General features: G+C 37.2%; 12 protein-coding genes and 1 pseudogene. 3 read left to right on the top strand and 10 right to left on the bottom strand.

The genetic code is table 11. From position 1 onward, the window contains the following. Positions 1 to 31: 31 nt before the first annotated feature. Positions 32 to 683, top strand: a pseudogene (locus ELZ61_RS01820) (IS1595 family transposase). 126 nt (positions 684 to 809) lie between these two features. Here the strand turns inward: ELZ61_RS01820 and ELZ61_RS01825 are convergent. From ELZ61_RS01825 to lsrA, 9 genes are all read right to left on the bottom strand, one after another. Beyond that, positions 810 to 2243: a cytochrome-c peroxidase gene (locus tag ELZ61_RS01825; RefSeq protein WP_126371029.1), complete on the bottom strand. Its 1434-nt coding sequence runs from the start codon at positions 2241 to 2243 to the stop codon at positions 810 to 812. Between the two features lie 313 nt (positions 2244 to 2556). Continuing rightward, complete coding sequence (locus ELZ61_RS01830; RefSeq protein ID WP_126371031.1) at positions 2557 to 2652, bottom strand: methionine/alanine import family NSS transporter small subunit; 96 nt, start codon at positions 2650 to 2652, stop codon at positions 2557 to 2559. Position 2653: 1 nt separating this feature from the next. Beyond that, positions 2654 to 4174, bottom strand: a complete 1521-nt coding sequence (locus ELZ61_RS01835; RefSeq protein WP_126371033.1) for a sodium-dependent transporter — start codon at positions 4172 to 4174, stop codon at positions 2654 to 2656. A 419-nt stretch (positions 4175 to 4593) separates the two neighbouring features. Further along, positions 4594 to 4893, bottom strand: a complete 300-nt coding sequence (gene lsrG, locus ELZ61_RS01840) for a (4S)-4-hydroxy-5-phosphonooxypentane-2,3-dione isomerase (RefSeq protein ID WP_039090075.1) — start codon at positions 4891 to 4893, stop codon at positions 4594 to 4596. Positions 4894 to 4917: 24 nt separating this feature from the next. Beyond that, the gene (lsrF, locus tag ELZ61_RS01845; RefSeq protein WP_126371035.1) at positions 4918 to 5796 is read right to left on the bottom strand and encodes a 3-hydroxy-5-phosphonooxypentane-2,4-dione thiolase; all 879 of its coding nucleotides are present in this window, start codon (positions 5794 to 5796) and stop codon (positions 4918 to 4920) included. Between the two features lie 19 nt (positions 5797 to 5815). Further along, positions 5816 to 6829, bottom strand: coding sequence for an autoinducer 2 ABC transporter substrate-binding protein LsrB (gene lsrB / locus ELZ61_RS01850; protein WP_039090072.1), 1014 nt, complete (start codon positions 6827 to 6829; stop codon positions 5816 to 5818). 93 nt (positions 6830 to 6922) lie between these two features. Continuing rightward, complete coding sequence (lsrD, locus tag ELZ61_RS01855) at positions 6923 to 7912, bottom strand: autoinducer 2 ABC transporter permease LsrD (protein WP_126371037.1); 990 nt, start codon at positions 7910 to 7912, stop codon at positions 6923 to 6925. A 14-nt stretch (positions 7913 to 7926) separates the two neighbouring features. Then, complete coding sequence (gene lsrC, locus ELZ61_RS01860; protein WP_065230569.1) at positions 7927 to 8907, bottom strand: autoinducer 2 ABC transporter permease LsrC; 981 nt, start codon at positions 8905 to 8907, stop codon at positions 7927 to 7929. Positions 8908 to 8929: 22 nt separating this feature from the next. Continuing rightward, positions 8930 to 10438: an autoinducer 2 ABC transporter ATP-binding protein LsrA gene (lsrA, locus tag ELZ61_RS01865; protein WP_126371039.1), complete on the bottom strand. Its 1509-nt coding sequence runs from the start codon at positions 10436 to 10438 to the stop codon at positions 8930 to 8932. Positions 10439 to 10667: 229 nt separating this feature from the next. Between lsrA and lsrR the strand changes: the two genes are divergently transcribed. Together lsrR and lsrK are read left to right on the top strand one after the other, a co-directional pair. Beyond that, a complete protein-coding gene (lsrR, locus tag ELZ61_RS01870) occupies positions 10668 to 11633 on the top strand; it encodes a transcriptional regulator LsrR (RefSeq protein WP_039172847.1) in 966 nt (321 codons plus the stop codon). Positions 11634 to 11714: 81 nt separating this feature from the next. Then, the gene (gene lsrK / locus ELZ61_RS01875; RefSeq protein ID WP_422386264.1) at positions 11715 to 13268 is read left to right on the top strand and encodes an autoinducer-2 kinase; all 1554 of its coding nucleotides are present in this window, start codon (positions 11715 to 11717) and stop codon (positions 13266 to 13268) included. Between the two features lie 61 nt (positions 13269 to 13329). Here lsrK and aroE read toward each other — a convergent pair whose 3' ends face one another. After that, entirely contained in the window at positions 13330 to 14133 is an 804-nt protein-coding gene (gene aroE / locus ELZ61_RS01880; RefSeq protein ID WP_126371043.1) for a shikimate dehydrogenase, read from the bottom strand. Between the last annotated feature and the right edge of the window lie 8 nt (positions 14134 to 14141).

The raw sequence follows: 14141 nt of genomic DNA on the forward strand, positions 1-14141 counted from the left end.
AGTAGATTAGCAACAATGCTATACTACAAAAATGAAGATAACATATTGTAAATTAAAGAAATCTATACAGAAAAAACTGCTTGAGTTTTTTGTCGCAGAAGTTACTGCAAGAACGGCAGCAAATTTGCTAGATATTCAACCGAATACAGCCGCTTTGTTCTACCATAAAATCAGGCTTGTGATTGGCTATCATTTATCCCTTGAAGTTAACGAGATTTTTGAGGGGGAAATTGAACTAGACGAAAGCTATTTTGGTGGTCATCGAAAGGGAAAACGAGGACGAGGAGCGGCTGGAAAAGTTGCTGTTTTTGGGTGACTAAAACGACAAGGAAAGGTATTTACTGTTGTGGTTGAAAACACCAAGAGTGAAACATTACTCCCTGTTAAAAGAAAAATCAAGCCTGATAGCTGGGTTTATACGGACACTTATCGCAGTTATGATGCGCTTGATGTGAGTGAATTTCACCACGAACGAATCAATCATTCCGAGCTATTTGCGGTGAAACAAAATCATATTAATGGCATTGAAAATTTTTGGAATCAGGCGAAGCGGATACTGCGAAAATATAATGGAATTAACCGAAAAAAACTTTCCCTTATTCTTGAAGGAATGTGAATTTCGGTTTAACTTTGGGACACCAAAAGAGCAGTTAAAAATATTGCGAAAATGGTGTGAAATTTAGGGCTAATCTACTACAGCCCCTTTAATTATCTTCAATGAAGAAAAGCCACTTACAAAATGTCAGTGGCTTTTTTATTGGGGGAAAGGGATAAATGGGCAAAATATAATTGCCCATTTTTGTATTTTACTAGTTAGCTGAAGGTTGTTCTTTCATATTATCGTTTGTTAATGGTTTGCCTTGGTATTCTCCCGTTAGGCTATATAAGAAATCAACAATATCGCTAACTTGTTCTTTTGATAGACTTACGCCACTTTGATATTTCAACATCATTTCCACCGCTTGGGTTAAATCTTGTGCATTTGCATCGTGGAAATATGGGGCGGTAAGTGCAACATTACGCAATGTTGGCACTTTAAAACGATGTTTATCATAAGGATTTTTCGTTTGTGCAAAGCGACCATCATCAGCTTCGGTTAATGGCTTATTGCGATCAGCAAAATAATCTGCTTTCAAACCCATTAATTCATAAGATTGACCACCTAAATTAACACCAGTATGGCAAGTATCACATTTATATTGGTGGAATAACGCATAACCATTTTTCTGTGCTGCAGTTAAGGCATTTTCATCACCTTGCAAATAGCGATCGAAAGGACTATTTGGGGTAATTAAGGTTTTCTCAAATTCAGCAATGGCATCCGTAATAGTTTTTTCATTAAAACCTTCTGGATAGATTTTTTCAAAGGCTTGTTTAAGTGATTCATCTTTATTGAGATTATCAACAATTTGTTGCCAATTTTCTGCTCCCATTTCTACAGGATTCAACGGTGGCCCACCGGCTTGTTCTGCTAGGTTGGCAGCACGACCGTCCCAGAATTGAGCAAAGTTGAAAGCAGCGTTATAGACAGTCGGCGCATTAATGCCTCCTTTCAGCCCTTTAATTCCAGTAGAAGTGGCAAGATTATCCACACCACCTGTATTTAAACCGTGGCAGCTGGCACAAGAAATAGTACCATCGCCTGATAATGCAGTGCTGTGATAAAGCGTGTTACCTAAATCAACCTTGGCAGGATTAACGGGTAAACTTTGTGGCACAGGTTGTACAAAACGTTCAGCCGATGTGCCAGAGGTGTTTGCAGGAAGTTGGTATTCTTGGCGAACTTTATGAATCCAATCAAGCAAGGTTGCTTTCTCTTGATCGTTTAAACCTGATCCCCAATGCACCATTTTGAAAGAATGAATAGGCATTTCGTTATTTTGAATAACACTTTCAAGTTTCGCTAAATCTGCTGTGGAAATGCGTTGCGGTTGGTTGAGATAATCCGTGATATTATCCAGCAAAAAATGAGCTTGTCCTTGCTGAATATCTTTTTCCATTAAACTGCTAGCGATAGGCAATTTGGCATAAAATGGCATATTCGCATTGTTACTATGGCAATATTGACAGCCATTATTATATAGCACGGTTTCAACGGCACGTTGCTGCGGATCAGTAATTTGGCTTTCTTGCAAACGGCGTTGTGTTTCTTGTTTATCAAAGTGGTGGATATATGCCACCGTCCCTAGGTAAGCGGCGACACTTGCGCCAATAAATGTAAATAACCACGATTGAGGTTTCATAAGATTCTCCTTTATAGAATAGTAAGTTAGGAAACATCTCGCACAGTATTAACAATTATTAAGAAAGGAATGTTGATAGAAATCAAAAAATTTCATTGGCAAATTCTATAGATTTAATAGGTATAATTTTTGTATGGTTATTTATCCCTTTTTTATGTATGGATTTTAACCTTAAAAAGTCAAGAAAAAAGCACCGCACTTGGGTTAGGAATAGCAGCTCATTTAGCAGAAGATCAATAATATTAATAAAAAAAACAGCCACTCACAGGTGGCTGTTTGATTTTATAAAGTGCGGTGCTTTTTCCGCGAGTTTTTATTTATCTTTTGGCAGATTTTTGATGGAGAAAAGTAATCCGCCCCAAATAATAATCAAGGCAACGGCCATCATAATAATTGCACTAGTACTCATTTTATTGTTCCTCTTTTGCCTGTTCTTCTGGGTTAAATAACTCTTCGTGTTTCCATTTTAAGCGAGAGATTAGGAAGCTAATCACCACAAGGCTTGCCGCCATTCCCCACCCAAAGGTATTAACGAACCAAGATGGATAGCCCTCATAACCTTCAGTGAACACTTTCGCCCCTTCACTTAATAACATAAATGCAAGGATACCTGTGGTTAAAACGGTACATAAACGCCATAAAAAGCCAACTTTGAAAGAAGAGGTTTCGTTTAAATGTTTGCCAAGTAAGCCTAATTTTTCGTTGGTAACGATAGCCACCAAGGAAACAAACGCCACCGCCACAATACCAAAATAGTTGACGAATTTATCTAATACATCAAGCATTGGTAAGCCTGTAGTTGTACCGAATAATACGGTTGAAATTAACATCATTGGCACACCAACAAGGAATGTGGCTTTAGCACGGCGAACGCGTAATTTATCTTGAATTGCCGAAATAATTACTTCGATTACAGAGATAAATGAAGTCAAAGCAGCGAAAGTTAATGAAGCAAAGAACAACACACCAAGCACTTTACCAAATGGTGCAGCGTTAATAATCGTTGGGAACGCAAAGAATGCCAAGCCGATTCCGCCTTTTGCTACCTCGCCCACTTCTTGCCCTGACGCTGTCGCCATAAAGCCAAGAGCAGCAAACACCCCGATACCAGCTAATAATTCAAAACTACTATTGGCAAAGCCCACAACTAAGCCGTTACCAGTTAAATCAGATTCTTTTTTCAAGTAAGAGGCGTAAGTCACCATAATCCCGAAACCGATAGAAAGGGAGAAGAAAATCTGCCCATAAGCGGCAATCCACACACTCGGATCAGAGAGTTTTGACCAGTTTGGCGTAAATAAAGCATCTAACCCTTTCGCTGCCCCCGGTAAGAATAATGATGAGGCTACCAACACCACAAACATCACTAAAAGCACAGGCATTAACACAGTGGATAACTTCGCAATCCCTTTTTGCACGCCTAACGCCAACACACCAAGTGCCACAAGCCATACGGCAATTAACGGGCCAACCACCATACCAACAAATTCAAAACTTACACCCTGAGCAATATCACCCATTTGCAAGAAATCGTGTAAGAAGAAATCAATTGGCTTATCACCCCAAGCGGTATTAAGAGAGAAATAGGTATAGCTCGCCGCCCAACCTAGCACAACCGCATAGTAAATCCCGATGATCACATTCACCATTACTTGCCACCAACCGAAAGTTTCAAAATGGCGGCTGAAACGGCGATAAGACAACGGCGCACCCCCACGGTGACGATGCCCAATGGCATAATCTAAGAATAAAAATGGAATTCCTGCGGTTAAAAGCGCAATAAGATAAGGAATAATGAATGCACCACCACCGTTTTCATAAGTGGTATAAGGAAAACGCCAAATGTTTCCCAAACCCACAGCAGATCCGATGGCGGCAAAAATAAATGCACGACTGCCCGAGAAGGTTTCGCGTTTTGATGACTGTGTCATATTTTCACCTATTTAAACGTTAAAGAAATGTTAAGGTTAGGAAATATAACGGAATATAATTTTTAGTCAATAGTTAAAAATGCTATAAATGGTCCTATTTTATTATATTTTGGCAATTTTTATAGTTTTAAATTTTGCAAAGATTTTTATTTTTAGATTAATATTCTAAAAATGAGTTCCTCATAAGTAATCGTGCTAAAAAGCCTATCTTCTCCCCACATAAAAAACTAGCTTAAAAAAATGCAAAAAATTTTGTAAAAAATGGCCGCACTTTTGATTTTTACTTCAAAAGTGAGCCGATAAAAATGTAAATTAATGATGATTTGTTCATAAAAAATCTGCACCTTAATTGCTGGTTTTTACGTCCAAGTTTAGGGTGCAGATTAAAGCATAATATATTTTTTTACTATTAAATATATTTATGAAATTTCAGGGCTAACCCAGTCAAATAGTTTTTTGCTTCTAGGGCAAGTCATAAGATTTTCTAGTTCTTTCACACAATGCTGATAGTGTGGCGTTTTTCTATGCTCATTTAGAGCTTCTTCACTCGCGTAAACTTCATAAGCATAAAAACGTGTTTTGATTTCAGGATCGCGTAAAACATCGAAGCGAATATTCCCTTTTTCAGCACTTGTGCAAGCCTGATGATGTTTAAAAAGGGTTAAGAATTCCTCTTCTTTTCCTTCTTTCACATTAATTTCAACTAACATTGTAAGCATAATTGCTCCTTAATGAATTTGTGGTTAACTATTTTTTTCGTGAAGATAGAGTTGATAAGCTTTTTCCGAATTTTCACCGCCATGAACAACGGCATTCACGGCTTTTAACATCGCAATAGGTGAATCTGATTGGAAAATATTTCTTCCCATATCTACCCCTAAAGCGCCTTGATCTATAGCTTGATAGCACATTTCTAATGCATCGCGTTCTGGGAGCTTTTTCCCGCCAGCAATAACAATGGGAACAGGGCATCCAGCTGTAACACGCTCAAAGCCTTTATCAACATAATAGGTTTTGATTATATTTGCGCCCATTTCTGCAGCAATACGCGTAGAAAGTGAAAAATAGCGTTGATCTCTAGCCATATCTTTACCAACACCAGTTACAGCAATAATTGGCATTCCATAGCGATAACCTTGATCAACCAATTTGATAATATTTTTAATTGATTGATGTTCGTATTCTGAGCCAATGTAAACTTGCGCAGCCATAGCTGATACGTTTAGTCTTAATGCATCTTCAATATCAACTGCAACGGCTTCATTCGATAATTCAGTTAGAATTGAATTTGCTCCTGATGCACGTAATGCAATAGACTTATTAGTATCTGGAGGAACAACGCTACGTAAGATCCCTCTTGTACACATTAAAACATCAGTATATTCAAATAATGGTGCAATATTGAGATCTATGCGCTCTAATCCTGTTGTTGGGCCTTGAAAGTAACCGTGATCAAAAGCTAACATAATTGTTTTACCTGTTTTAGGATTAAATATGTTAGCCAGTCTAGATTGCATTCCCCAGTCTAAAGCCGCACATCCTTTTAAATAAAATGCCTTATGTGTTTGGGGCTTATCTAATCCGAAGTCTTTTCCATCTTTGATATCATCTAAATCTGCCATTTTATTCTCCTACCTGATTTTAAAAATTATAGTTGTCAATATTATCTTTGGTAAAAACAACACGTTCAGGAAGGAGTACAATTCCATTTCCTTTCGCTTCATATTGATAACCTTGAACACTATTTGGTGATACTTCAACTTCACCAATATCAGGAACTTTAACTTTATCTCCTACGTTTAGTGTTCGACCTTTTAAAAGTTCATTTGTTACAGCAATAGAAATTTCACCCTGTTTTACTACATCCCATAGACCAAATTGTTTTACTGTGCCGCGTTTTACATAAGGTCGCATGACATTTGGCGTACTAAAACCAACAATCGTAATTTTGTCATTTTTTAAGTTTTCTGCAGCTTGGGCGGCGGCAGGTAAGGCATTTGCATCAGGCGCAATAATAATATCTAAGTCTGGATAGGCCTTGATAATACCTTCTGCTGTTTGCAAAGATTTAATTGCATCATTGTAACCAAACTGAGTTGTTACAATTTCCCACTCTGGATGTTCTTTACTGATTTTGGCTTTAGCAGCGTTCACCCATTGGTTTTGATCTGTTACTGTTGGACTAGAATAGAAAAAGGCAACTTTAGCTTTAGGTTTAGTGACTTGATTAGCGGCCATTTCAACTAGCATTGAACCAAGTTGTTCAGGTGTGCCTTGGTTGATATAGTAGCTTCGACATTCAGGTTTTACATCAGAGTCCCACGTAAGAATTTTTACACCTCTTTTCATTGCACGTTGTAATGTAGAACAAAGTCCTTCAGGGGAAACCGCAGAAACGACAATTGCGTTATAGCCTTGATTCACAAAGTTATTAATTAATTGTACTTGGTTTGAAACGCTTGGTTCTGTTGGGCCATCGTAGGTAACATTTACACCCAGTTTTTTACCCATTTCAGTCGCACCTTGGCCGCCACTTGTAAAAAAGCCAACTCCAACGAGTTTAGGAATGAATGCGATTCTATCGGCAGCTTGTACAAAAGTTGCGGTTAAACCTAACATAATAGCAAGTGCGGTTGTTTTTAATTTCATTTTCATAGTGAGTCTCCTATTTTATAGTTGAACATTAATGAGATACTGCATAAATAAAAGTTAAAGATTAATTATAAAAGTCCTCCTTTATTTATTTTTTTAAATAAAAACATTCTTCTTAAGCCAATTCATAATAAAACTTCGATATATGCTGAATGATTTTCCAATTAGTACGATAATTAATAATGCTCCTGATAAAGCACTAGAAATTTCATTAGAGACACCAACCATTTGTAAGCCCTGCTGTAGATAACCAATTAATAGTGCCGCGATGGCTGTGCCAAGAACAGAACCCGCTCCACCATAGATATTTGCACCGCCTAATACAACAGCTGTAAGGACAGGCATTAATAATGAACTACCTAAGTCAGAACGAGCTGATCCAAAATAGGATACTAGTAATATTCCAACAAATGCTGCAACGGCACCTAATAAACCGTAAATAATAAATAAGGTTTGTTTGATAGGTACGGCATTATAAATAGAAGTGCGTTCATTTTGGCCAATTAAAAATATACTTCTGCCAATGACTGTTTTATGCATTAATAACCAGAATATTATAGCTATAATAATGAAGTAAATAATTGAAGTTGGAATGTTGAAAATACTTTGATTAGCGAAGTTTAATAAACTATCTGGAAAACCACCGATACCTTCATAACCAGTAGCGCCAGCAAATCCAGATAGTAATAAAGCTCCACCACCGTAAAGATACATTGTTCCTAGTGTAATGACGAGAGGATTAACTTTGGTGTACAAAATAAGACTTGCATTAAATAACCCACATAAAATTCCAATGATAAAAGTAAGAAAAATAGCAATGCTTAGAGGATAACCTAATTGAAATAAGACACCTAAAGATATAGCACAAAGACCGACAGTAGAACCAAAAGAAATATCCATACCACCACTAACAATAATCAGTGTCAGTGGTAATGCCAACATTCCAATATAAATAAAATCACTTGTGCTATATAACAAAATATTGATATCTAGCATTCTAGGGTTAAATAAACCAAATCCAATTATTTCTAAAATAACAAGAAAGAATAATGTTATTTCCCAGCTATATTTCTTTATCTGTAACATAATTTCTCCTTAATTTATTTAGTGTTAAGGAATCTGGAGTAACGTTGTAGTTTTAAGTTTTCACTAATCATTACTCTTATTCTTCCATCAAAAATTAATACACATAGTAAAACGAGTCCTGCAATAAAATTATTCCAATAAGCAGGAACTTTAAGTAAAACCAAGATCGTATCAATTTGTATCAGGAAGTAAGCGCCTAATACGGCACCGAGAATATTTCCTGCTCCACCAAGCAAACTAATTCCACCTAATACACAAGCAGCAATAGCTTTCATTTCTAAACCACTGCCAGTTGAGTTCGGAACAAAACCAATTTGTGAAGTGAATACTATTCCAGCGATGGCCGCCATTAATCCATTAATTGTAAATGCAAGGATTCGAATCTGATTTGTTTTCACACCAAGTTGTAATGCACCTTGTAGATTATCGCCTACGGCATAGAAATTGCGTCCATTTTGAGTACGAGTAAGAATGAAGTAAGAAATTAAAATAAGTATTAGTGTCATCCATCCAATGGGAGAGATAGATAACAAGTTAGGGGATGCAAGTAATTTTAAATCTTGTGGTAATCCTTCGATCCATTTACCACCAGTGATTAATAGCATTATTCCTTTGTACAAACCTAATGTACCTAGTGTGGCAACAATAGCAGGTATCTTTAATAAAGTAACAAGTATTCCATTAAATATTCCCGCTGCGATTCCACATAATAAAGTCATAAAAAATGCAGTAACCAGATTAAATTCAGCGTTAAGAAGACTACCCATAATTACAGCACATAGCCCCATTATTGAACCGATGGAAACATCAATGTTACGCGTTAAAATAACGAACGTTGTACCTAGTGCTAATAGGATAACAATGAGAGATGAATTAAAAATCATTGTTATTGTTTGCAAATGAAATCCATTACCTTCAAATCCAAGTAATAGAAAAAGAAATAAAATAGCAATTAGAATGGTTATTTCTCTATTGTTTTGAATGAATTTCCACATAATTTGGTGTCTCCTTTGAAATTTATCCGCCAAATGCAAATTGCATAATCTTATCGCTATTTATTTGATCACCTTGCAAACTACAGTTAATTTCTCCATCATGCATAACAAGAACACGATCAGACATTTTCTCGATTTCTTCTAAGTCAGAAGAAATGAAAAGCACGGCAACATTTTGTTTAGCGACTGATTTGATAAGTTGATAGATATCAGCTCTTGCACCGACATCAACACCGCGAGTAGGTTCATCAACGATCAGTAAACGTGGATTGGCTTCTAAACATTTAGCAATTAAGACTTTTTGCTGATTTCCACCAGATAGGGTGCGAATAGGTTGTTGTGGCATTGCATATTTTATACCCATCGCTCTTTTATAACGTTCTAAAGTAGCATTTTCTCTATTTTCATCTAGCCAGAATCCTTGATTGTAATAAGTGAGCGCACAGACATTCCAAGTAAGTGCCGCATCTAAATATAATCCTGAAGATTGCCGGTCTTCGGGAAGATAAACAATACCTTTTTGTAAACGCTGTTTTAATGAGAGAGAAGTAATATTTTCATTTTTAAATAAAATTTCACCGCACTTTGCTTTTCTTAAACCATATAAGGTTTCTGCAAGTTCTGTTCTACCAGCTCCTACAACACCAGCTAATCCAAGTATTTCACCAGGATAAAGATCAAAGGTGATATTTTTAAAACCTTCACCAGTTAAATGATTTACTTCAAGGATAGGAGAGTTAGTATCTTTAGTACGTAGATGACCAGGTAATTCTAACCAAAGTTTTTGTGTTTCATTAAGCTGAGCATTTTTCAAGCTAGGCTTAATTGCGTTGATAATTTTTTCTTGAGTTAGGTCATTGGTTTTCCCTGTTAAAGCGATATATCCATCTCGCATAATACTAATGCGATGAGAGATCTGACATACTTCATTTAATTTATGGGAAATAAAAATGATACCTACACCTTTATCTAATAATGAATTAATTTTATTAAATAGATTTTCAGTTTCAGCAGGTGTTAAAGAAGCTGTGGGCTCATCAAGAATAAGCAAACTTGCGTTACGCATTAGTCCGCGCATAATTTCCACAAGTTGTTGATCTGCAACTTCTAAAGATCCTGCTTGCATATCAAGAGACAAATGAGAGTTTAGCTCTTTCAGCAATTCATTTAGTTTTTCTTCATTTTCTTTATGACGGGGTAAACTAAAAAGGATATTTTCTTTTACGGTTAAATTTGGAAAGAGCAGAGGTTCTTGTGGAACAAGATAGATTCCAAGACGATGTGCTTTCTGTGGGGAAAGTCTAGTCTGAATTTCACCACCAATTTTTATTGTGCCACTATCAGCAGATTGGATACCAGCGATAATTTTCATTAATGTTGATTTTCCAGCGCCATTCCCACCTAATAGTGAGTGAATTTCACCAGCATATACAGAAAAATCTATATCTTTAAGAACTTCTACGCCTGAAAAGGATTTGCTGATATTATGTACATCTAATAAACATTTTTTCATTGAAGATTCATTATGCATAAGATGTTACCTTTAATGGTTGAACAAATGTGAAGTCTGAAATTCAATTTATCATAATGTTAGTTCCAAACATAAAATAAATCTGTGATCAAGATCTCATATTCAGATTATTTACCCTATAAATGGAAGTTTTTATCTGAAAAGTGATCTGTGTCACAGTATTTGAAAAAATTGAAGATGAACAATTGATATTTTTATGATTCATATGAATAATATTTGTGAGTAGAAAATGAATGAAAAAAGACAAGAAATGAACGCATTATCTCATTCAATGACAGAAGAAGAGCTTTTAGCTCGTATTGCTTGGTTTTATTACCACGATAATTTAACACAAGGTGAAATTGGAGAAAGACTAGGATTGCCTAGGCTAAAAGTTTCTCGGCTGTTAGAGAGAGGGCGTCAGCATGGAATTATTAAAGTTCAGATTAACTCTCGGTTTACGGGGTGCTTAGAATTAGAACAGGCCTTACAGCAACGTTTTGATTTGAAATATATTCGAATTTTACCAGAGCTAGAACAACATGATCTGAATGAGCGCTTAGGAATTGGGGCTGCGCAATTATTAATGTCCTTACTCAAGCCTAATCAACTTTTATCCATTGGGTTTGGGGAAACCATTATGCAGACTATTAAATATAGCAATGATTTTATTACTCAGAATCAAATTAAACTGATTACCTTATCTGGTGGGGTTGGTCCCTATATGAAAGGTATTGGCCAATTGGATGGCTCTTGTTCTGTGAGTATTATCCCAGCGCCGTTAAGGGCTTCATCAATAGAAGCAGCTAAATTATTTAAAAAAGAAGCTTGCGTTAGGGATATTATGCTTGCAGCTTGTAGTGCTGATGTCGCAATCGTTGGTATTGGAGCAACGCGGCAGCGAGGACAGGCAACATTATTGCGTTCAGGTTATATAACAGAAGAGAAGCAGCAAACAATTAGAGCAAAAGGTGCTGTAGGAGATATTCTTGGTTATTTTATGCAAAAAGATGGCACATTACAGCCTGATATGCCATTGCATGAAGAGTTAATCAGTGTTTCTTTAGATAACTTGCAAAAAATTCCTAATGTAATTGGTATTGCAGGTGGAGAAAATAAGGTCGAAGCTATCCTAAGTGCATTATATGGGAAGCATATCAATTCATTAGTAACAGAAGAAAAAACGGCTCGTATGATCCTTGCACACCTTGTCTAGATGTTATAAGTGCGGTTGGTTTTTTTAGCGTTTTTTCAAGATTATTCAGGAGGGAACATGGAAAAGAAATCAGCCTATTTAATGGCATTAGATGCAGGAACAGGGAGTATTAGAGCGGTTATTTTTGATTTAGAAGGAAATCAAATTGGTGCAGCACAATACGAATGGAGTCATTTAAGCGATCCAAATATCCCAGGAGCAATGGAGTTTGATTTAGAACATAATTGGGATTTAGCTTGTAAAAGTATTTCGACAGTATTAGATAAAACGAAAATAAGTCCCGATCAGATTTTAGCAATTTCGACCTGTTCAATGCGTGAAGGTATTGTCTTATACGATGAAAAACAGCAACCAATTTGGGCTTGTGGTAATGTTGATGCTAGAGCAACCCAAGAGGTGAATGAATTAAAAGAGCTTTATAATCATACATTTGAAGAAACACTTTATCATATTTCAGGCCAAACTTTGGCATTAAGTGCTGTACCAAGATTATTATGGCTCGCCCATCACCGTAGTGATATTTATCGAAAAACCAAAGCGATAACCATGATTAGCGATTGGCTCGGATTTATGCTAAGTGGGCAGCTTGCGGTAGAACCTTCTAATGCGGGAACTACGGGGATGTTGGATTTGCATACTCGCCAATGGTCTCCAATGCTGTTAGATATGGCGGGATTAAACTCTACTATTTTGCCTCCAGTTAAGGAAACAGGTGAAGTCTTAGGGCAGGTTACAAAGCAAGCAGCGGAAATAACAGGATTGAAAGAGGGAACACCAGTCATTGTAGGTGGCGGAGATGTTCAGCTGGGGTGTTTAGGGTTAGGTATTACAGAGCCTTCACAGGCGGCGATTATTGGGGGGACTTTTTGGCAACAAGTGGTAAATCTGCCAGCCCCACAGACAGATCCTGAAATGAATATTCGTATAAATCCTTATGTCATTTCTCCCTTAGTTCAAGCTGAATCTATTAGTTTTTTCACTGGATTAACGATGCGTTGGTTTAGAGATGTTTTTTGTGAAGAAGAAAAACATTTAGCTGAAAAACTTGGCGTTGATGCTTATAGCTTACTCGAACAAATGGCCGAAAAGGTACCAGCTGGAGCAAATGATGTTATACCTATTTTTTCTGATGCGATGCATTTTAAATCTTGGTATCACGCAGCACCATCATTTATTAATCTTTCGATTGATCCAGAAAAATGCAATAAACCTGTTTTATTTAGAGCATTAGAAGAAAACGCAGCAGTAGTCTCTTCTTATAATTTAGATCAGGTAGAAAAATTTTCTAAAGTTAAACTAAAAGAAATTGTTTTTGCTGGTGGCGGAGCTAAAGGAAAATTATGGAGTCAAATCCTTGCTGATGTTACAGGACTGATTGTAAATATTCCTGTAGTAAAAGAGGCAACTGCATTAGGTTGTGCGATTGCAGCAGGTGTTGGCGTTGGGGTTTATTCTTCTTTGGCCGAAGCAGGAAAAAAACTTGTCAGATTTGAACGAAAACATATACCAAACCCTAAAAATTATGAGCTTTATCAGCAGCACAAACAACAATGGGCTGAAGTTTATCAGAAACAATTACAACTTGTAGATGAAGGATTAACCACATCATTGTGGAAAGCACCAGGTGTAAAATAATCATTCAGCCCAATAAAAAACCTAGCCATCAAGCTAGGTTTTTTATTGAAATGAAATCAGATTAAAGTTCATCAAGCAAAGGTACTACATCAGGCATTACACCGCGCCATAAATAAAAGGCGTGGGCGGCTTGGCCGACTAGCATTCCGAAGCCATCGCTGTAATGTTGTGCGCCTTGTTGTTTGGCGAGGGCAATAAATGGCGTGTCTGCGCCTTTGCTGTATTGCATATCGTACACCGCTCCCGCCTGTTGCCAAATAGCGGGATCAATCGCCACGGTTTTGCCTTGTAAGCCTAATGAGGTGGCATTAATAATTAGGTCAAATTTTTGCACGGGAATGACATCAAGGGTACAAACTTGAATTTCACCATAAGGACGAAATTTTTCCGCTAATTCGGTGGCTTTGCTTAGGGTGCGATTGGCGACGGTGATCCGTTGCTGAGCCTGTAATAAAGGCAAAAGCACGCCTTTTGTTGCCCCGCCTGCCCCTAAAATCAAAATAGATTGATGAGGCTGAAGCCATCCGAGCCGTTGCAAATCACTCACCAGCCCCGCGCCGTCTGTGTTGTCTGCGTAAAGCGTGCCATCAGGCAATTTTTTCAGCGTATTGCACGCCTGAGCGAGCAAACAACGTTCGCTATGTTGATCCGCCAGTTGAAAGGCCCGCTCTTTAAATGGAGCGGTGATGTTACAGCCTTTCGCCCCTTCAGCAAAAAAGGCAAGCAGTTGCTGTTCAAAATGTTGCTCATCACCGAGTATTGCGACATAGTCTAAATTTTGCTGGGTTTGCTGAGCGAAAACACGATGAATTTGTGGGGATTTGCTTTGTGCAATGGGGTTGCCCCAAACCGCATATTTATCCATAAAAAATC

This window comes from Avibacterium volantium, from assembly GCF_900635775.1.
Taxonomy (GTDB): Bacteria; Pseudomonadota; Gammaproteobacteria; order Enterobacterales; family Pasteurellaceae; genus Avibacterium; species Avibacterium volantium.

Coding starts and splice junctions, on each gene's coding strand:
- ELZ61_RS01825 (WP_126371029.1), bottom strand. CDS start 2,243: ATGAAACCTCAATCGTGGTTATTTACATTTATTGGCGCAAGTGTCGCC.
- ELZ61_RS01830 (WP_126371031.1), bottom strand. CDS start 2,652: ATGAGTACTAGTGCAATTATTATGATGGCCGTTGCCTTGATTATTATT.
- ELZ61_RS01835 (WP_126371033.1), bottom strand. CDS start 4,174: ATGACACAGTCATCAAAACGCGAAACCTTCTCGGGCAGTCGTGCATTT.
- lsrG (WP_039090075.1), bottom strand. CDS start 4,893: ATGCTTACAATGTTAGTTGAAATTAATGTGAAAGAAGGAAAAGAAGAG.
- lsrF (WP_126371035.1), bottom strand. CDS start 5,796: ATGGCAGATTTAGATGATATCAAAGATGGAAAAGACTTCGGATTAGAT.
- lsrB (WP_039090072.1), bottom strand. CDS start 6,829: ATGAAAATGAAATTAAAAACAACCGCACTTGCTATTATGTTAGGTTTA.
- lsrD (WP_126371037.1), bottom strand. CDS start 7,912: ATGTTACAGATAAAGAAATATAGCTGGGAAATAACATTATTCTTTCTT.
- lsrC (WP_065230569.1), bottom strand. CDS start 8,907: ATGTGGAAATTCATTCAAAACAATAGAGAAATAACCATTCTAATTGCT.
- lsrA (WP_126371039.1), bottom strand. CDS start 10,438: ATGCATAATGAATCTTCAATGAAAAAATGTTTATTAGATGTACATAAT.
- lsrR (WP_039172847.1), top strand. CDS start 10,668: ATGAATGAAAAAAGACAAGAAATGAACGCATTATCTCATTCAATGACA.
- lsrK (WP_422386264.1), top strand. CDS start 11,715: ATGGCATTAGATGCAGGAACAGGGAGTATTAGAGCGGTTATTTTTGAT.
- aroE (WP_126371043.1), bottom strand. CDS start 14,133: ATGGATAAATATGCGGTTTGGGGCAACCCCATTGCACAAAGCAAATCC.